Below are 17,985 nucleotides of genomic sequence, written 5' to 3'. Positions count from 1 at the left end.
TTTGCTCTCCTTCTAGTATTATATGCCTGCTGTTAGCCGTTTCTGGATTTTCTCATTGCTCCTGGCCAGCAGCCTGTCGGCTTGCTCCGATGCGCCTGAGGAACGGCCCGAGAAGATGGTAAACCTTAAAACGGTGCAGAGTGGGCCCCGTATTCAGGCAGAAGAGCTGGATGGAGCTATTACCCGCCAGCCTCGAAATGCCTCATTGTACGCTCGTAGGGCTGCTTTCCGCTTGGATGCCGGCCAGGCAGACGCCGCCCTGCGCGACATTGACCAGGCCCTGGAGCTGGATGATGCCCCCGGCGAGTTCTACTTCACCAAAGCCCGCGCCCTGCGCACTCAGGGCCGCATTAAGTCGGCGCTGGCCGCCACCGATGAGGCCGCGCGCCGGGGTTTTGCCTCCCCGGAGCTCAATCTGCTGGTAGGGGAGATGCACCTAGCCTCGCGCCGCTACCAAGACGCCCTCGATCAGCTTGACCGTGCCCTGCAGCAGGAGCCCGACCTGGCGGCGGCCCTGTTCTACAAGGGTGTCGCCTACGTAGGGTTGCAGGATACGGTGCAGGCGCTGGATTACTTGCGGGCCAGCCTGGCCCGTGACCCCCGCCAGCCCGAAACCCTGCACCAGCTGGCCTTTCTGCTGAACGCCTTCCGCCAGCCCGCCCAAGCCGCCGTGTACGCCGCAAAAGGCCTGAAGCTGGCACCTGGCTACGGTCCGCTGTTGTACGACTACGGCCGCCAGTTTGAGCTGCAAAACCTGCCCGACAGCGCCGCCCGCATTTACGCGCGCACCGTGCAGCTGGACACCACCTTTTACCGCGCCGATTACCGCCTCGGTCTAACAGCCTACAAAAGCCGGCAGTACGCCCGGGCCGTTCCGCACCTGCAACGAGCCCTGCGCCGCGCCCCCCGCCTGGAAAACGCCCGCGAAATGCTGGCCGAAAGCCTGGAAAGCCTGGGCCGCTACCCCGAAGCCGCCGACCAGTACCGCCTGCTGGTAGCCGAATATCCCGGCAACCGCCACTGGACCTACAAAGCCTGGAAAGTGGGCAACCGCGCCCGGGGCATCATCGTGAACGAAACCCCGCGCCCGGCGCCCGTGGAAGCCATTGAACCCATTCAGGCCCAGCGGCCGGGGCTGTAGGGAGGTGGTGAACTTGGGAAGGGTGAAGTTGTGAAGAACAGGGCGGAGGCCACTTAACTCGTGGTGTTAGTTGGCCGCCTGTAAACCGGCAATTCACAACTTCACCTTTTACAACTTCGCCCTTTCCGTAACTTGCGGCCTCACGGCTGCTTGTATAGCCATTAACCCCCTTGTATGCTTAACATCACCCTCCCCGACGGTTCGGTGCGCCAGTTTGTAGATGGCGCCACGGGCTACGACGTTGCTGCCGGCATCAGCGAAGGCCTCGCCCGCAATGCTCTCGGTGTGCGCGTCAACGGCGAAGTGCGCGACCTGCACCGCCCCATTGAACAAGATGCGCAGGTGGCCATCCTGACCTGGAACGACCCCGAAGGCAAGTCAACCTTCTGGCACTCCTCCGCCCACCTCATGGCCGAAGCCCTGGAAGCCCTGTACCCCGGCGTGAAGCTGGGCATCGGCCCCAGCATCGAAAACGGCTTCTACTACGACATTGACCTGGGCGAAGGCCGCACCATCTCCACCGATGATCTGCCGGAGGTAGAGAAGAAAATGCTGGAGTTGGCCAAGAAGAAAAGCCAATTTGAGCGCCGCCAGGTAAGCAAGGCCGACGCCATTGCCTACTTCACCGAGAAGCAGGACCCCTATAAGCTGGACCTGTTGGAGCGCCTCGAAGACGGCTCCATCACCTTCTATAACCAGGGCGACTTCACCGACCTCTGCCGCGGCCCCCACATTCCCGATACCTCGCCCATCAAGGCCGTGAAGCTGCTGAACGTGGCCGGCGCCTACTGGCGCGGCGACGAGAAGAACAAGCAGCTCACGCGCATTTACGGCATCACCTTCCCCAAGGCCAAGGAGCTGACCGAGTACCTGGAGCGCCTAGAGGAAGCCAAGCGCCGCGACCACCGCAAGCTGGGTAAGGAGCTGGAGCTGTTCACGTTTTCGGAGAAGGTAGGAGCGGGGCTGCCCTTGTGGCTGCCCAAGGGTACGGCTCTGCGCGAGAAGCTGGAGCAATTCCTGCGCCGGGCTCAGCTCAAGGCTGGCTACCAGCCCGTGGTAACGCCCCACATCGGCTCGAAGGAGTTGTACGTGACCAGCGGCCACTACGAGAAGTACGGCGCCGACTCCTTCCAGCCCATCAAAACGCCGAACCCGGGCGAGGAATTCTTCCTCAAGCCCATGAACTGCCCTCACCACTGCGAAATCTACAAAACCAAACCCCGCTCGTACCGCGACCTGCCGGTGCGCCTCGCCGAGTTTGGCACCGTGTACCGCTACGAGCAGTCGGGGGAGTTGCACGGCCTGACCCGCGTGCGGGGCTTTACCCAGGATGACGCCCACATTTTCTGCCGTCCTGACCAGGTAAAGGAGGAATTCACCAAGGTAATCGACATCGTGCTTTACGTGTTGAAAGCTCTGGACTTCCCCGATTTCACGGCCCAAATCAGTCTGCGCGACCCGGAAAACAAAACCAAGTACATTGGCACGGATGAGAACTGGGCCCGCGCCGAGCAGGCCATCATTGAAGCCGCCGCCGAGAAGGGCCTGAACACCGTAACGGAGCTGGGCGAAGCGGCTTTCTACGGCCCCAAGCTCGACTTTATGGTGCGCGACGCCCTAGGGCGCAAGTGGCAGCTGGGCACCATTCAGGTAGATTACAACCTGCCCGAGCGGTTCGACCTGGAGTACGTAGCCCCCGACAACTCCCGCCAGCGCCCCGTGATGATTCACCGCGCGCCATTCGGCTCGCTGGAGCGTTTCGTAGCGGTGCTGATTGAGCACTGCGGCGGTAATTTCCCACTTTGGCTCTCGCCGGAGCAGTTTGCCGTGCTGCCCATTTCGGAAAAGTACCACGACTATGCCCAGCAAGTGTACGATGCGCTGATGCAGGCGGAACTGCGCGGCACCGTAGACCACCGGGACGAGAAAATCGGCCGCAAAATCCGCGACGCCGAGGTTGCCAAGATTCCCTACATGCTCATTGTAGGGGAGAAAGAGCAGGCCGAGGGCGTGGTATCGGTACGCCGCCACGGCCAGGGCGACGTCGGTAGCATGCCCATTAATGAGTTCATCAGCAGCTTCCAGCAGCAGGTAAACGATATGATGGACGGCAAGTAAACTGGCTTCTCAAAATTTAGGCAATGTGCAGTCTGGGCTCAGCAATGTCTAGCCTGCCCAAGTGCCCAATTCTGATTTACCGCTGAGCCCCCGACTTCTACTATGGAAGTCGGGGGCTTTGCTATGAGGACTGTTGGCCGTCCCTGTAGAATGCAGACTTTTTCGGGCTTCGGGCGTCCTTTAGACAAGGCACAGATTGCAATTTTATATAGCCTTTTTTGAGCGTTTGGAAAAAATGCCGGATATTCGCACGCTGATTGAACCCGGCAAGGCCGTTTTGTGTCCTGCCAACCAGCCCAGAATCCGACTTTCACCCTAAGGAGAAACCGCCATAGCTACCCCCAACCGCCGCTATATCCCTCGCACCCAGGTCGAGGAGCCGTTCAAAATCAACCAGAAGATTACGGCCCGTGAAGTGCGCCTCGTTGGCGACAACGTGGAGCAAGGCATCTATTCCACCGACCAGGCCCGCCGTATGGCGCAGGAGCAAAACCTGGACCTGGTAGAAATTTCGCCCACGGCCGTGCCGCCCGTATGCCGCGTTATCGACTACTCGAAATTCAAGTACGAGCAGAAGAAGAAGACCCGCGAGCTGAAGGCCAAGCAGACCAAGGTTGTCATCAAGGAAATCCGTTTCGGTCCCAACACCGATGACCACGATTTTGCCTTCAAACTCAAGCACGCCCAGGAGTTCCTGAAAGAGGGAGCCAAGATTAAGGCCTACGTGCATTTTGTCGGTCGTAGCATCGTGTTCAAAGAGCGGGGCGAAATCCTGTTGCTCAAGTTTGCGCAGGCGCTGGAAGATCTGGCCAAAGTAGAGCAACTGCCCAAGCTGGAAGGCAAACGCATGTTCCTGTACCTGGCGCCCAAAGCCGTAGTTGTGCCGAAGAAGGCCGCTCCTGCAGCTTCAGGCAAAGAAGCTCCTAAGGAAGCAAAGTCCGCCCCCGCCGACCAGGCTCAGGCCGCCGAATAGTTTTTTCGGAGCACGTGCTCCTTGTTCACGCTGGCGCACCGGCCCTAGGCAGCCGACCGCCGCAGTTTCTCACCTTTTATCATCACCACAATGCCGAAAATGAAGACCAAGTCCGGCGCCAAAAAGCGTTTCTCGCTGACCGGCACGGGCAAGATTAAGCGTAAGCACGCCTTCAAAAGCCACATTCTGACCAAGAAAACCACCAAGCAGAAGCGTGCCCTCACGCACGTTGGCCTGGTTTCCTCGGCTGATATGAACCGCGTAAAAGACATGCTTGCCATTTAATTAAAAATGAAGAATTAAAAATTACACTTGGTTCGGTTGATTTGCAGCCGCGTCAGTTGTCAAATTTTTAATTCATAATTTTTAATTTTTAATTCACTCACCAGGCGTCCGGTAGGAAGTAAGCTGCGGCAGTAAATCCGCCGCCGGCCGCCAAAAACAACCCAGGTTATGCCAAGAAGTGTAAACCACGCGGCCTCGCGCCACCGTCGGAAAAAAGTAATGCGTTTGGCGAAAGGCTATTATGGCCGTCGCAAGAACGTATGGACCGTTGCTAAAAACGCCGTTGAAAAAGGCCTGCTCTATGCCTACCGTGACCGTAAGGTTAAGAAGCGTGAGTTCCGGGCCCTCTGGATCCAGCGTATCAACGCCGGTGCTCGTGAGCACGGCCTGTCGTACTCGCAGTTTATGGGTGGCTTGAAGAAGGCCGGCATTGAGCTGAACCGTAAGGTTCTGGCCGACCTCGCCCTGAACCACCCCGAGGCTTTTAAAGGCATCGTGGAGAAAATCAAGTAGGCTTACTTATTCAGTAGCCAGTAGAAAGGCCAACTCCGCAAGGAGTTGGCCTTTTTTGCGTGAAACAGGCACTGGTGGATTAATTAACCTGGAGTATCAATACCAGACAGGTCGGAAGCGAATGCATAATCCACCCTTTTTCTGGTCTAGTTTGCCTGTGTAACAAGTTGACACATGACTATTAGGCGGCAGCTACGAAGGCAGTGGCCAGCATCGGAGTAAGGTGATAATTGGCGCAGTGTACTGCCATTCGTATCAATATGTCCTTCGGGCCAAGGCCTCAAATCCTTCAGTTATGAAGAGCGTGAAGTCAAAAGCGCTGTTTTTCCATTTGAAGTCAGGCTGGACAACGAGCAGTTTCAGTCTTGGTCGTCAGTAAGGTTATATTGATTCTTGAATGTGCCCTTCTGTCTGAAAGTGAGGTGTTGATGAGACCGTGGGGAAAGGCCGCGTGCAGCAGCACATTGCCATTCCAGTTCATAGTGAAATGCAATAAGGTGCTGCCGTGCTACTTGAACTCGATGGCAGTGCGCCAGAAGCCATTGGGATTAAGCTGGAATGGAGGCGTATGGATGGCTACCTCACGCGCTACCCGGAGCCCTGGAGCTGCTGGAGGAGAAGAGTCCACGGCGTTACCGCCTGCGCTTCAAAAAAGTCAACACCCGGGGCGTGGTGCAGGCCATACAGTTGACCCCGGTGGGGTCGGACGGCAGGCGCAGCATCGAGAAGAGTAGGAAGAGTGAGCGAAATAACATCTTCCCTCAGGAGCACACCACCCACTTTACCAATACGCTGGATCTACACATGCTCTACGTAGGCACGGCCGTGGTGATGAATATGCCCGATGTGGGTGGCCTACTGGTGGTGTAGCACGCCGGCTTGATTAGCAAACAAGCCGGCGTCTGATTACCTGGCGGCAGATCGAGCCGTGGGGAGTGACTGTGTAGCGCCAAAGCAGTAGCGTACACTTATGTCCATGTTTAGAGGTAACAACACCTCAGAGCCAGAGTGAGGCCCAATAATTAACCGGGGGTTAGTACGAGCCTCAGTAGCAAGCTGCACACGAGGGGTTAACCTGAATTGTACACCCAAACCTAGCATGAACCTAGCTGCGGTAGTGGCCTCAGAAGTCTTACGTTGTTCTGTAGCCTCGCGCATGCTGTTATAGCGCGTTATTTCAGCTTTTTCACGAGTGTGGAAGATAGTCGCACCCGTGAGTAAATCCAGTTTGGTGTCCTCACTACTCGCAACAGTGTAGCGCGCAAGAACCGGCAGGATGTAGTAACGGCGGAAGGTAGTGCCATCTTCAAAGTTGACAGTATAGGTAGTACGATCGGGCGAGTAGTCCATGTACGAATAAGAGTACTGACTTTGGGTAGTAGTGGTCAACCCACCCACCTCCAGTGCAAAGCGAGGACGTAGCTGAATACCGGCTGTGAGAGAAGGAGAAAGTTGTGGGTTCTTACCGATGTCTTTTCCTAGTCGGAAATCATAGAAATGGCCAATGTTCATACCGATGCTGATATAGGCCCGGTAAGTGTGCCGTGCGGTGTCAACCGGTGAGGCAGCAAGTGCGGTAGGCTGCATCAGCAGGCAGGAATATAAAAGTGTAATCATCGGAATAATAGGATATGGAATGGGGCTAATGTAGGGGAATTCCAATAGAATATAGTGCTGAATGCTGAGCTACAGGTATCATCGAGGCAGCTGCCAGCGGCCGATAGTGCAAGCCGGGCGCTCTGTTATACTGGTGAGAATGGGAAACACTGGAATAGACCAACAATGCGGTTTGGAGCGTGTGAGGGCAACCCAACGCCACGCGCAACCTGCTGGATACCGCCACCGGCAATCTGGTCACAATTCACATTTGCTTACCTGTGGCCGGCTACAAGGCCAGGTTATCATCCAACAGGTGCACTTAAATTGCGCCGGCTTGATGGCGTAGTGGTGCGGCAGTGGCGCTCGGCCTCAGGTTTTCGGTCACTGCCGGCCGCTCCGGCGCTGCTGCCACCCAGGACGCGGCGACGCCCGACTTCCCCATTGAAAAGGGCCAGAGCGACGCCGCGGCTATCTGGAGCGAGGCCAATAACTTTCCCAGTAAGTACTCCAGTCACTGAAGCCGACCCTCATCTTGCCTAGCGCGCTGGAGTGGAAAACTCGGGCCGGATAGGGTGGGGTCTACGGCCGCGTAACGGACGTTGGCAAGAACGGTAACGAGATGTTCAGGCGGAAGCGGCTGCCGGACGTGGAGGCCTTTTCCTGGCGCAGCAATATTGGGCGCTACGCCTATGGGGCTTGCGGAACCTGTCTACTTACTCGCAGATCTACCCGCACACGAAGGCTTATTGGTTAAGGTGCCAGAGCTGGCTCTTACTATACCACCGCTTGTATACATAGCCATCCGTATCAGACAAACGTGGTGTGTACTTCAGCGTGAATATAAAGACAGTAAAAGGCCGTGATAAGGATGCGTAGAATGCAAAACGGCCTTTCCAAAGTGGAAAGGCCGTTTTTGAATGTAGCGGGGACGAGAGTTGAACTCGTGACCTCAGGGTTATGAATCCTGTGCTCTAACCAACTGAGCTACCCCGCCCTGTTTTGGTGGTGCAAAGGTAGGAACAACATTTAATGTAATGCAAGTGTTGCGCAAAAAAAAACCCGCGTATATTGGCTGCCGGGGCGCTTTTCCTAATCGGAGAGTGTCGCTAAATTCTTTACTCTGTTCTGCTTATGCCGCTTTCTGCTACTCGTCTCAAACACCGTTTTACGGTCGAATTTCCTGTCAACGCCTCGCCTAAAATTTTGTACCCCTACCTGGCCTCAGCCTCGGGCTTATCCCACTGGTTCTGTCAGGATGTAAGAATTGAGGGCGGGCACCTGTACAATTTCATCTGGGATAATCAGCCCCATTACGCCGAAATGGCTTCGCACCGTACTAACCGCTCCGTGCGGTTCGTGTTCCTGGATGATAACAAACGCCACCAGCCCGATGCTAACTACCTGGATTTTCTTATTGAGGAGTCGCAATTAACCCAGGAGGTGTACCTACGGGTTATTGACTACTCGGAAGAAACGGACACCGTTGAGCTGCAGGAAATGTGGGATAGTCTGATGCAGAAGTTACGCGAACAGGTAGGCGGATAAACACCAGGCAGCTTTCCTTGGTAAGGAGCAGGCACGAAACGAACCGTATCTTCGTTTTCGGTTTGCTCCTTTTCTTTTTGCGGTTGCCGGCCGCGGGCCCGCCGTGCGAGTTGCTATGAAAAAACTTGATAAGCTAATTTTACAGGCCTTTGCGGGGCCTTTTTTGCTCACCTTCGCCGTGGTGGAGTTCATATTCCTGACGCAGTACATGCTCAAGTATATGGATGACTTGGTGGGCAAAGATTTGGGCCTGGGGGTTATCGGGCAGCTACTGTTCTATTTTGCCGTGATGCTGGTGCCTATTGCCCTTCCCCTGGCCGTGCTGCTTTCCTCCCTGATGACCTATGGCACGCTGGGGGAGCACCACGAGCTGACGGCCATCAAAACGGCGGGTATCTCCCTCACGCGCATTCTGCGGCCCGTGATGCTGGTGAGTACGCTGCTGGCCGGCGGAGTTTTCTGGTACAACAACGTGATAGTACCCAAGGCCAACCTGGAAGCGTTTAGCCTGCTCTGGGATGTGCGCCAGCAGAAACTGGCGCTGGATATTCGGGAAGGCGTGTTTTACAACGGGATTCCGGGCTTTACTATCAAAGTCAATCAGAAAATGGGCGAAAATGGCGACCTGCTCAAGGGCGTCATGATTTATGACCACACGCAGAGCCGGGGTGGTAGCACCGTCATTCTGGCCGACTCCGGCCGCATGTTCACCCGGTTTGGAGGGCAGTATCTGGGGTTGGAGCTGTTTCGGGGACGCACGTACGTGGAGCAGCCCAGCGCCCAGAGTGCTTCGGGGGCCAGCTTCATCCGTCAGAACTTTGACCGCAACCTGATTACCTTCTCCTTGGCTTCTTTCGGGATGGATCGGACAAAGAAGGAGTTGTTCAACACGAATAAGATGATGCTAGACCTGAATCAATTGGCTTATTACACCGATTCTCTGCACAGCCGCCTGGGCCGGGAACGTCGCCAACTTATTCCGCAGCTAAACCCGTACTACACCTTTCTGCGCCTGGATACTACCGGCCGCGTGGCTATTCAGCGCGTAGAAAACTGGCAGGTGCCCGTAGCCAAGCTGAAGCCCATAACCTACAACACGACTCAGCAAGCGGCCAACCGGGCCCGTAATGTGCGCTCCTTTCTGGGAACTGCGGCTGAGCGGCTGACTAATATTTCCCGGGAAACGGCCAACTACCGCATTGAGAGTTACCGGAAATACAGCCAGTCGGCCGCCATTCTGCTGATGTTTTTGATTGGCGCACCGCTGGGGGCCATCATCAAGAAGGGCGGCATCGGGGTGCCCATCCTGGTGTCCATCGTGTTTTTCATTATTTATTACGTGATATCCATCATGGGCGAGAAATACGGCCGGGAAATGGTGATGCCCGTCGGGGTGGGCATGTGGCTGTCGGCGGCCACCTTATTGCCCATTGGCTTATTCTTCCTGTACCAGGCCCGCCACGACTCTGGCTTGCTGGATATCAACTGGAGCCGTTTTATTCCCACTCGTTTGCGTTGGCCGTTGCGCGGCTACAAGAAGGAGATGTAGTGGAATGTGGTAAATGTGCTGGAATGTGAAAAGTCAAGAGAGACGACACATTTCAACACATTTCTCATATTAACTAGCTACCTTTGCGGCCACCCCGAAATGCAGGGTGGCTTTTCTTTTTTCAATTTTTAATCTAAGACGGGGAAACCTATCTGCCGATGCAACTTACAACCGAAGCAAAACAGGCTATTTTCGAAAAAAACAGCCTGCAGAAGTCCTCTAACGACACCGGTTCGGCCGAGTCGCAAATTGCGCTGTTTACCCACCGCATTTCGCATCTGACCGAGCATTTGAAGGTGAACAAGAAGGACTACTCGACCCGTCTGGGTCTGCTCAAACTAGTTGGTAAGCGCCGTCGCATGCTGGACTACCTTCAGCACCGCGAAATCAACCGCTACCGCGCCATCATCAAGGAGCTGGGCATTCGTAAGTAAGCCCACCGCCCGGAGCAGGGGACCTTCCACCACGGAAGGTTCCCTGCTCTTTTTTTGTCCGAAGCGGAGCGCACCATTTACCGGCTTCGGGCGTTGATCTTCCAGAACATTATTTTTTAGAGCAAAACGGAGCCGCTGCCGGCCCTGTTTTTACGGCTGCTCGCCCGCTGCACGCTTTTCACAAGCAACTCTCTCAGATGCCCAATTACAACGCGGTTACCAAACACATTACGCTGCCCGACGGTCGGCAGATTTCCATTGAAACCGGCAAGCTGGCCAAATTCGCCGACGGTGCCGTAGTGGTACGCCTCGGCGACGCCATGCTGCTGGCTACCGTGGTGTCGCAGCCTAGCGCCCGCGGCGACGTGGATTTCCTGCCCCTGTCGGTTGACTATCAGGAGAAATTCGGTGGTGCCGGCAACATTCCCGGCTCGTTCCAGCGCCGCGAAGGCCGCCTCTCGGATTACGAAATCCTGGTGTGCCGCATCGTAGACCGCATTCTGCGCCCGATGTTCCCCAAGGACTATCACTACGAGGTGCAGGTGATGATTACCCTGATTTCGGCCGATAAAACCGTGCAGCCCGATGCCCTGGCCGCCCTGGCCGCTTCGGCTGCCCTCTCGATTTCGGATATCCCCTTCGCCGGCCCCATCTCGGAGGTTCGCGTGGCCCGCATCGACGGCAAGCTGCAAATCAACCCCCTCACCGCCGACATTGCCCGCGCCGACATCGACCTGATAGTAGGTGCCACGGCCGACTCGGTAGCCATGGTGGAAGGCGAGATGAACGAAGTGAGCGAGGAAGAAATGGTAGAAGCCATTGCCTTTGCCCACGAAGCCATTAAGGAGCAAGTACGCGTGCAGCTGGAGCTGGCCGCTGAAGTGGAGAAATCCCACACCAAGCGCGAGTACCCCAAGTACGAGGAAAACGACGACCTCAAGAAGCGCATTCAGGAGGGCGTGTACGAGCAGGCCTATAAGATTGCGCACTCGGGTAACCCCAGCAAGGCCGGCCGCAAGGAAGGTTTTGGTGCTATCAAGAAGACCCTGACCGCGCAGTTGCTGGAAGAGCAGCCCGAGCTGGACATGAAGATGTTCGGCCGCTACTACTCTTCGGCGGAGAAGAGGGCCATCCGCGACATGATGATCAAGGAGCGCACCCGCCTCGACGGCCGCGCTCTGACGGAAATCCGTCCTATCTGGAGCGAGGTGAACTACCTGCCCGGTGCCCACGGCTCGGCCCTGTTTACCCGCGGCGAAACCCAGTCGCTGACCACGGTGGCCCTGGGCACCAAGCTCGATGAGCAGATCATCGACACGGCCATGACCTCGGGTTACAGCAAGTTCATGCTGCACTACAACTTCCCGGCCTTCTCGACCGGTGAAGTGAAGCCCAACCGTGGCCCCGGCCGCCGCGAAATCGGCCATGGTAACCTGGCTCAACGCTCCCTGAAGAAGGTAATGCCTTCTGACGATGAGAACCCCTACACCGTGCGCATCGTGTCGGACATCCTGGAGTCGAACGGCTCCAGCTCGATGGCCACGGTTTGTGCCGCCTCGATGGCACTGATGGACGCCGGTATTCCGGTGCGGTCGGCCGTTTCGGGTATTGCCATGGGCCTCGTGCAGGACAAGGAAACCGGCGAATACGCCGTGCTTTCGGATATCTTGGGTGATGAGGACCACCTCGGCGACATGGACTTCAAAGTAACTGGCACCGAGAAAGGTATCGTGGCTTGCCAGATGGACATCAAAATCCAGGGGCTGAGCGCCGAAATCATGACGGCTGCGCTGCACCAGGCCCGCGAAGGCCGCCTGCACATTCTGCGTGAGATGGCCAAGACCATCAGCCAGCCCGCTGCCGAGCTGAAGCCGCATACGCCCCGCTCGCACAAAATGCTGATTGATAAGGAGTTCATCGGTGCCGTAATCGGGCCAGGTGGCAAAGTGATTCAGCAGATCCAGAAGGATACCAACGCCACTGTTATCATCGAGGAGAAGGACGAAAAAGGCCACGTGAGCATCTACGCTTCCAACCAGGAAGACATGCAGGCGGCCATCGGCCGCATCCAGGCCATTGCCGCGGTGCCGGAAGTAGGCGCTACCTACAAAGGCAAAGTGCGCAGCATTCAGCCCTACGGTGCCTTCGTGGAAATCATGCCGGGCAAAGACGGCCTGTTGCACATTTCGGAGGTGTCGCACGAGCGTCTGGCGGCCCTGGAAGGCGTGCTGGAAGTAGGTCAGGAGATTGACGTGAAGCTGCTCGATATCGACAAGAAAACCGGTAAATACCGTCTGTCGCGCAAGGTGCTACTGCCCAAGCCCGAGCGGGCGGCCGACTCCAACGGCGCCGCATAAGCAGGCCTGCCCGAACTTTCGCGGGTACCGGCGTGTTGGACACAATCAATGCCGGTACCCGCGTTTGGGTATCCTCCGTATACCGGAGCAAACACGACGTTAGTAGCATCAACACTTCATTTCTCTCGCGCCCGCAATGAGACAGCTAAAAATCAGCAAGCAGATCACCAACCGCGAAAGCCAGTCGCTGGATAAATACCTCCAGGAGATTGGCAAGGTGGATCTGCTCACCCCCGACGAGGAGGTGACGCTGGCGCAACGCATCAAAGAAGGTGACCAGCAAGCGCTGGAAAAACTCACCAAAGCCAACCTGCGCTTCGTGGTGTCGGTGGCCAAGCAATACCAGAACCAGGGTCTGAGCCTGGGTGACTTGATCAACGAGGGCAACCTCGGTCTGATCAAAGCTGCCAAGCGCTTCGATGAAACCCGGGGCTTTAAATTTATTTCCTACGCCGTTTGGTGGATTCGCCAGTCGATTCTGCAGGCTCTGGCCGAGCAGTCTCGTATCGTGCGTTTGCCCCTGAACCGGGTAGGCTCCCTGAACAAAATCAGCAAGTCCTTCTCGGAGCTGGAGCAGAAATTCGAGCGTGAACCTTCGCCCGAGGAAATTGCCGAAGTTCTGGAGCTGACTACTTCGGAAGTGGTGGATACGCTCAAGATTTCGGGCCGCCACGTATCGGTAGATGCTCCGTTTGTGCAGGGTGAGGAAAACCGCCTGCTCGACGTGCTCGAAAACGAGGACGAGGAGAGCCCCGACACTGGCCTGATGAACGACTCGCTCCGCAAGGAAGTGCAGCGCGCCCTGAGCACGCTCACCAAGCGCGAAGCCGACGTGATTACGCTTTATTTTGGCCTGAACGGAGAACATTCGCTCACGCTGGAAGAAATCGGAGAGAAGTTCAACCTGACCCGGGAGCGGGTTCGTCAGATCAAGGAAAAGGCTATTCGCCGCCTGCGCCACACCTCGCGCAGCAAAGCGCTGAAACCGTATCTGGGGTAAGTTTTTCTACCCCGCCACCGAAAACCCTGACCATTGGTTGGGGTTTTTTGTTGACATCCAGTGCCGCAGCTTCCAATTATCCACCTTTCTCGGCGTTTCGGACAAAGTGACGGACTGCAGGAGTTGGCTTAATTTCGGTAGTGGGAAGCTGAACCGGACGAAAATCCGGCATACGTGTACTTTTGCACCCCAACTTAACTCTACACGGCGCGGGTAGCACCCAGCGCTTTGAACTTTCTCATGGCGACTCCCACTCCAGAGCACATCAAGTGTCTGATTATTGGTTCCGGCCCGGCTGGCTATACGGCTGCTATTTATGCCGCTCGTGCGAACCTCAAGCCGGTTATGTATCAGGGCCTGCAGCCCGGCGGCCAGCTAACCATTACCAACGACGTAGAAAACTTCCCTGGTTATCCTGACGGTATCATGGGGCCGGAAATGATGGAGGACCTGAAAAAGCAGGCCGCTCGTTTCGGTACCGATATCCGCTACGGCATTGCCACTTCGGTGGACTTCTCGGGGCACCCGCACCGCGTGACCATTGATGAGCACCTGGAGCTAACGGCCGATACCATCATCATTGCCACCGGGGCCTCGGCCAAGTGGCTGGGGCTGCCCTCGGAGCAACGTTTGAACGGCTCGGGCGTGTCGGCCTGTGCCGTTTGCGACGGGTTTTTCTACCGGGGCAAGGACGTGGTGATTGTGGGCGCCGGCGACACGGCCGCCGAGGAGGCTACCTACTTGGCCAATCTGTGCAACAAGGTGTACATGATTGTGCGGAAAGGAGAGATGCGCGCTTCAAAAATTATGCAGAAGCGCGTGCTGGACAACCCCAAGATTGAAGTGCTCTGGAACACGGTAACGGACGAAATTCTGGGCGAGCACGCCGTGGAAGCCGCCCGCGTGAAAAACGTGCTGGATGGCAGCACCCGCGAGTTACCCATTGAAGGCTTCTTCGTGGCCATCGGGCACGAGCCCAACTCCAAAATCTTCCAGCCCTATCTGCACCACGATGAGCAGGGCTACCTGAAGACCATTCCCGGCACGGCTAAAACCAACGTGGATGGCGTATTTGCCTGTGGCGACGTGCAGGACTTCACCTACCGCCAGGCCGTTACGGCCGCCGGCTCTGGTTGCATGGCCGCTTTGGATGCCGAGCGGTACCTGGCCGCGCTGGGAGACCATTAATGGTGAAGTTGTGAAGTTGTGAAATGGTGAGTTTTTCGCTCAATGCAAGACATTGGATGCCTTGGACGTTGAAGCCCGAAACAACATCATTTTACAACTTCACAACCTCATAATTTCACCTTTTATCAAACGCCCTTGCTGCATTTTGTGAAACACTGGCTGCTGCCGCTGCTACTGATCGGGCTGTTTATTGGCTTGCCCGGCCAGCTGCAGGCCCAGCGGCGCAAAGCACCGGAGCCGAAGGCGAAAGCCGGTTCGGCCGGCAAGCGGAAGGATTTTTTCCGCATCAAATCACCCACCATCCGCTACGTGCGGCCCGATACGACCATCCTAATTGAGACGGAAGAGCTGCCCGAGGAAAACTCCGACGCCGCAAAGTCCATTTTTTTCAACCCGGCTAAAAAGCTCTCCATCGTCAGTGAGGATACCAGCAGCCTGAATGAGGGCGGGCAGGAGATTGTAGAAGTGTCGGAGCAGGTAAAAATTGACTCGTCCTGGATTAAGGTGGCCGGGTATTACGCCATTTGGGATACGCACAACATCAACCCGTACCGGGTAGATGGCCGCCGCATCAAGGATACGCTGAACCTGAAACTGACGGAGCCAGAGCGCCAGCGCTACGCCAAAATGCCCCTGACTAAAACGCCCATGACCTCCGATTTTGGGTTTCGGGGCTACCGCTGGCACTACGGCGTGGACCTGGACCTGGAAACCGGCGACTCGGTAAAGGCGGCTTTTGACGGCGTGGTGCGCATCGTGAAGTGGGATGGTTCGGGCTACGGCAACTACATTATGGTGCGCCACTACAATGGTATCGAAACGCTATATGGCCACTTGCAGAAGTCGTTGGTGACGCCGGGTACGTTTGTGAAGGCCGGGGAGCTAATCGGGCGCGGCGGAAGCACGGGGCGCAGCAGCGGCTCGCACCTGCACTTTGAGGTGCGCTACGAGGGCAACCCCATCGACCCGGAGCGGATGTACGATTTCCCCGATTACCGCCTGATTAAGGACAACTTCCAGATTACCTCGGGCCTGTTTGCCTACTACAGCAAGTCGTTGAAGTATCGGGGCGGCAGTGTGCCGGGGGCTGCTACCAGCAGTAGCCGGAGTAGTAGCAGCGCCAAGCCTACCCAGGCCCGGCGCATCGTGTCGCACAAAATCCGGAGCGGGGATACCCTGTCGGAAATTGCCGATAAATATGGCGTGTCGCAGGCCCAAATTCGACGCCTGAACGGCGGTACCGCCGTGTTGCGCGTAGGCCGGACGCTGCGAATTAAATAAATGGCTTCTTAGCGGACTGGTTAACGGGTTGGTCGTTCAACACTTTGTTGGAACAACCAACCCATTAACCAGTCTGCTTTCTGATAATCCCAAATATGAAACTTGATATTCTGGCCCTCGGGGCACACCCGGATGATGTGGAAATGTCAGCTGCCGGTACATTGCTGGCGGCTATTGCTGCAGGCAAGAAAGTAGGCATTGTGGACTTTACCCGGGGTGAGCTGGGGACGCGCGGTACGCCAGTTACCCGGGCCCAGGAGGCCGAGGCGGCCAGCCGTATTCTAGGCCTGAGTGCCCGCGAAAATCTGGGCCTGCCCGATGGCTTCTTCCGCAACGACCGGGAGCATCAGCTACCCGTTATTGCCGCCATCCGCCGCTACCAGCCTGATATTATTCTCTGCAACGCCATCCACGACCGGCACCCTGACCACGGCCGGGGCGCCCAGCTGGCTTCGGAGTCGTGCTTTCTGAGCGGGCTGCGGATGATTGAAACCTTCGGCGACGATGGGCAGCCCCAGCAGCCCTGGCGGCCTCGGCTGGTATTTCACTACATCCAGGACCGCCAGATTCCGGCTGATTTCGTCGTGGATATTTCGACGCATTGGCCGAAAAAATGGGAAAGTATCCAGGCGTACCGCACCCAGTTTCACGACCCCGAAAGCACCGAGCCGGCCACCTACCTCTCCTCGCCGGTGTTCAGCAATTTCATGGAAGCTCGTGCCCGGGAGTTTGGCCACCTGATAGGGGTGGAGTTCGGGGAAGGGTTTACCCGGGAGCGGCCTTTGGGCGTCCGAGAAATTACTGAGTTGATCTAAGCCGTCTGGACAATATGTAGGCCGAAAGAACATCATGCAGAGCGTAGCGAAGTATCTTGCGTGCTGACTCTGCAAGGATAATCCAGACAGCAGCACGCGAGATGCTTCGTTGCGCTCTGCATGACGTTCTAAGAGGTAGCAAGAAACGTTGCTACTCCCATAGCCTAGTCCAACTCAATCATTAAACGCATGAAAAGCTCCGCCGGATTGGTGGAGCTTGTCGTGCTTTTTCGGTATAAGTGCGCCTCCAATTCGATACTTATAAAGTCTAAATGAGAGAAGATAAATCTTTGTAAATTATTACTAGAAGCTGGTTTTGTGTGAAACAAGAAGTCTGATAAGCAAGAGAGTTGTACTGGTGAAGCCGTATTTGTCGTGCTACTTCGGGCATCCTCTCAGCGAAACGCCATGAGCCGAGTAGCTGGGAGCCGACTGTTGTTTCGCACTTCATTCCCCTTCGCGTATGAAACGTGTTCCTGCTTACTTGCCGCTTTGGTTGAAATTGGTGTTCACTGCCTTCTTGCTGGTGATGGTGCCGGTGTACTGGGTGAACTACGGCCCCACCAACTTCCTGTACTTCTGCGACGTGTCGCTGCTGCTGTGCCTGGTGAGCGTGTGGACGGAGCGCCGCCTGCCGGCCTCCATGGCGGCTGTGGGCATCCTGCTGCCCCAGGTGCTCTGGTGCGCCGATTTTGTGGGCGAGTTGTGCGGCCATCACTTGCTGGGCATGACGTCCTACATGTTCGATGAAAACCGCTCCTTATTCCTGCGCGGGCTCTCGTTCTTTCACGGCTGGCTGCCCTTCCTCATCCTGTTTCTGGTGAAGCGCCTGGGCTACGACCGGCGCGCCCTGCCCGCCTGGACGCTGCTGGCCTGGGCCCTGTGCCTGGTAGCCTACTTCTGGCTGCCGTCCGCCGGCACGGTGCTACCCGACCCTAAGATTCCGGTGAATATCAACTACGTGTTCGGCTTCGATGATGCCCACCCCCAAACCTGGCTGCCCGCCCCGCTCTACCTAGTGGGCTGGATGCTCACGCTGCTGGTGGTGATTTACCTGCCCACGCACTGGGCCCTGCGCCGCTGGCTGGCCTCAAAGCCCACCGCAACGCAGGAGCCGGCTATGCTCTCGGGGAAGTTGGCTTGGGAGCAGAGCTAGGGTTCGGTAATTTCTGACTGGTACAGTATCT

Annotated in this window: 15 protein-coding genes, 1 tRNA gene and 1 pseudogene; 15 read left to right on the top strand and 2 right to left on the bottom strand. The window is 56.6% G+C overall.

Features of this window, described 5'->3' with window-relative positions; translation table 11 throughout:
- Positions 1–22: 22 nt before the first annotated feature.
- The 6 genes and pseudogenes from ROI90_RS07120 (at position 23) to ROI90_RS07095 (ending at position 5,900) form a co-directional block, all read left to right on the top strand.
- Positions 23–1,141 (top strand): tetratricopeptide repeat protein, encoded by a 1,119-nt coding sequence (locus ROI90_RS07120; protein WP_315997640.1) that lies wholly within the window; start codon positions 23–25, stop codon positions 1,139–1,141.
- A 174-nt stretch (positions 1,142–1,315) separates the two neighbouring features.
- Positions 1,316–3,259, top strand: coding sequence for a threonine--tRNA ligase (gene thrS / locus ROI90_RS07115; RefSeq protein ID WP_315997639.1), 1,944 nt, complete (start codon positions 1,316–1,318; stop codon positions 3,257–3,259).
- 331 nt (positions 3,260–3,590) lie between these two features.
- Positions 3,591–4,151 (top strand): annotated as a pseudogene (infC, locus tag ROI90_RS07110) (translation initiation factor IF-3); the annotation flags it as partial.
- 171 nt (positions 4,152–4,322) lie between these two features.
- On the top strand, positions 4,323–4,517 hold the full coding sequence (rpmI, locus tag ROI90_RS07105; protein ID WP_315997638.1) for a 50S ribosomal protein L35: 195 nt from the start codon (positions 4,323–4,325) through the stop codon (positions 4,515–4,517).
- 168 nt (positions 4,518–4,685) lie between these two features.
- A complete protein-coding gene (rplT, locus tag ROI90_RS07100) occupies positions 4,686–5,030 on the top strand; it encodes a 50S ribosomal protein L20 (RefSeq protein WP_125432987.1) in 345 nt (114 codons plus the stop codon).
- 558 nt (positions 5,031–5,588) lie between these two features.
- Positions 5,589–5,900: a hypothetical protein gene (locus ROI90_RS07095; protein WP_315997637.1), complete on the top strand. Its 312-nt coding sequence runs from the start codon at positions 5,589–5,591 to the stop codon at positions 5,898–5,900.
- Between the two features lie 36 nt (positions 5,901–5,936).
- On the opposite strand, the gene ROI90_RS07090 is transcribed toward ROI90_RS07095, so the two are convergent.
- Positions 5,937–6,647: an outer membrane beta-barrel protein gene (locus tag ROI90_RS07090; RefSeq protein ID WP_315997636.1), complete on the bottom strand. Its 711-nt coding sequence runs from the start codon at positions 6,645–6,647 to the stop codon at positions 5,937–5,939.
- Positions 6,648–7,549: 902 nt separating this feature from the next.
- Positions 7,550–7,623 (bottom strand) — tRNA-Met (locus ROI90_RS07085).
- 137 nt (positions 7,624–7,760) lie between these two features.
- Here ROI90_RS07085 and ROI90_RS07080 point away from each other — a divergent pair.
- From ROI90_RS07080 to ROI90_RS07040, 9 genes are all read left to right on the top strand, one after another.
- Entirely contained in the window at positions 7,761–8,174 is a 414-nt protein-coding gene (locus tag ROI90_RS07080; RefSeq protein WP_315997635.1) for an START-like domain-containing protein, read from the top strand.
- Positions 8,175–8,289: 115 nt separating this feature from the next.
- On the top strand, positions 8,290–9,723 hold the full coding sequence (locus tag ROI90_RS07075) for an LptF/LptG family permease (protein ID WP_315997634.1): 1,434 nt from the start codon (positions 8,290–8,292) through the stop codon (positions 9,721–9,723).
- 158 nt (positions 9,724–9,881) lie between these two features.
- Positions 9,882–10,157: a 30S ribosomal protein S15 gene (gene rpsO, locus ROI90_RS07070; protein ID WP_315997633.1), complete on the top strand. Its 276-nt coding sequence runs from the start codon at positions 9,882–9,884 to the stop codon at positions 10,155–10,157.
- Positions 10,158–10,354: 197 nt separating this feature from the next.
- A complete protein-coding gene (gene pnp / locus ROI90_RS07065) occupies positions 10,355–12,514 on the top strand; it encodes a polyribonucleotide nucleotidyltransferase (RefSeq protein ID WP_315997632.1) in 2,160 nt (719 codons plus the stop codon).
- Between the two features lie 136 nt (positions 12,515–12,650).
- Positions 12,651–13,514 carry a sigma-70 family RNA polymerase sigma factor gene (locus ROI90_RS07060; protein ID WP_022823752.1) on the top strand — a complete coding sequence of 288 codons (864 nt, stop codon included), beginning with the start codon at positions 12,651–12,653 and terminating at the stop codon, positions 13,512–13,514.
- Positions 13,515–13,754: 240 nt separating this feature from the next.
- The gene (trxB, locus tag ROI90_RS07055; RefSeq protein ID WP_315997631.1) at positions 13,755–14,702 is read left to right on the top strand and encodes a thioredoxin-disulfide reductase; all 948 of its coding nucleotides are present in this window, start codon (positions 13,755–13,757) and stop codon (positions 14,700–14,702) included.
- Between the two features lie 147 nt (positions 14,703–14,849).
- A complete protein-coding gene (locus ROI90_RS07050) occupies positions 14,850–15,983 on the top strand; it encodes a M23 family metallopeptidase (RefSeq protein WP_315997630.1) in 1,134 nt (377 codons plus the stop codon).
- A gap of 95 nt (positions 15,984–16,078) precedes the next feature.
- Positions 16,079–16,798 carry a bacillithiol biosynthesis deacetylase BshB1 gene (bshB1, locus tag ROI90_RS07045; RefSeq protein WP_315997629.1) on the top strand — a complete coding sequence of 240 codons (720 nt, stop codon included), beginning with the start codon at positions 16,079–16,081 and terminating at the stop codon, positions 16,796–16,798.
- Between the two features lie 463 nt (positions 16,799–17,261).
- Positions 17,262–17,954 (top strand): membrane-associated protein, encoded by a 693-nt coding sequence (locus tag ROI90_RS07040; RefSeq protein WP_315997628.1) that lies wholly within the window; start codon positions 17,262–17,264, stop codon positions 17,952–17,954.
- The last annotated feature ends 31 nt before the right edge of the window (positions 17,955–17,985 follow it).

This window comes from Hymenobacter endophyticus, assembly GCF_032464715.1.
Lineage (GTDB): Bacteria > Bacteroidota > Bacteroidia > Cytophagales > Hymenobacteraceae > Hymenobacter > Hymenobacter endophyticus.
This window is presented reverse-complemented; position numbering and strand designations above follow the sequence as displayed.

Coding starts and splice junctions, on each gene's coding strand:
- trxB (WP_315997631.1), top strand. CDS start 13,755: ATGGCGACTCCCACTCCAGAGCACATCAAGTGTCTGATTATTGGTTCC.
- rpsO (WP_315997633.1), top strand. CDS start 9,882: ATGCAACTTACAACCGAAGCAAAACAGGCTATTTTCGAAAAAAACAGC.
- rplT (WP_125432987.1), top strand. CDS start 4,686: ATGCCAAGAAGTGTAAACCACGCGGCCTCGCGCCACCGTCGGAAAAAA.
- ROI90_RS07090 (WP_315997636.1), bottom strand. CDS start 6,647: ATGATTACACTTTTATATTCCTGCCTGCTGATGCAGCCTACCGCACTT.
- ROI90_RS07040 (WP_315997628.1), top strand. CDS start 17,262: ATGAAACGTGTTCCTGCTTACTTGCCGCTTTGGTTGAAATTGGTGTTC.
- rpmI (WP_315997638.1), top strand. CDS start 4,323: ATGCCGAAAATGAAGACCAAGTCCGGCGCCAAAAAGCGTTTCTCGCTG.
- ROI90_RS07120 (WP_315997640.1), top strand. CDS start 23: ATGCCTGCTGTTAGCCGTTTCTGGATTTTCTCATTGCTCCTGGCCAGC.
- ROI90_RS07075 (WP_315997634.1), top strand. CDS start 8,290: ATGAAAAAACTTGATAAGCTAATTTTACAGGCCTTTGCGGGGCCTTTT.
- pnp (WP_315997632.1), top strand. CDS start 10,355: ATGCCCAATTACAACGCGGTTACCAAACACATTACGCTGCCCGACGGT.
- bshB1 (WP_315997629.1), top strand. CDS start 16,079: ATGAAACTTGATATTCTGGCCCTCGGGGCACACCCGGATGATGTGGAA.
- ROI90_RS07060 (WP_022823752.1), top strand. CDS start 12,651: ATGAGACAGCTAAAAATCAGCAAGCAGATCACCAACCGCGAAAGCCAG.
- thrS (WP_315997639.1), top strand. CDS start 1,316: ATGCTTAACATCACCCTCCCCGACGGTTCGGTGCGCCAGTTTGTAGAT.
- ROI90_RS07095 (WP_315997637.1), top strand. CDS start 5,589: ATGGAGGCGTATGGATGGCTACCTCACGCGCTACCCGGAGCCCTGGAG.
- ROI90_RS07080 (WP_315997635.1), top strand. CDS start 7,761: ATGCCGCTTTCTGCTACTCGTCTCAAACACCGTTTTACGGTCGAATTT.